The sequence below is a fragment of the Klenkia sp. AC732 genome (genome assembly GCF_979256525.1).
In genome coordinates, this window is the sequence record NZ_CEEDOS010000140.1 from 1 (window position 1) to 249 (window position 249).

The window sequence follows — 249 nt, forward strand, 5'->3', positions numbered from 1 at the left end:
GGCCGAGCCCGCGGCGTCGGGCAGCGTGTTCGGGGCCCCGAAGACGCCCAGCGCGGCGTCGCCCTCGACCTTGTTGACCAGGCCGTCCTCGACGGAGGTGGCGTCGACGACGACGGCGAAGAACCGGGTGAGCAGCGCGACCATCGCCTCCGGGCCCAGCTCCTCGGCCAGCGAGGACGAGCCGGAGACGTCGACGAACAGCGCGGCCACGGTGCGGGTCTCCCCGCCCAGCTCCACCCCGTTGCGCAG

Annotated in this window: 1 protein-coding gene; it reads right to left on the bottom strand. The window is 74.7% G+C overall.

Annotated features, from left to right (window positions below; translation table 11 throughout):
- Positions 1 to 249 (bottom strand): adenylate/guanylate cyclase domain-containing protein (locus AC0IVP_RS22015; protein WP_471759294.1); only part of this gene is annotated, 249 nt, incomplete at both ends.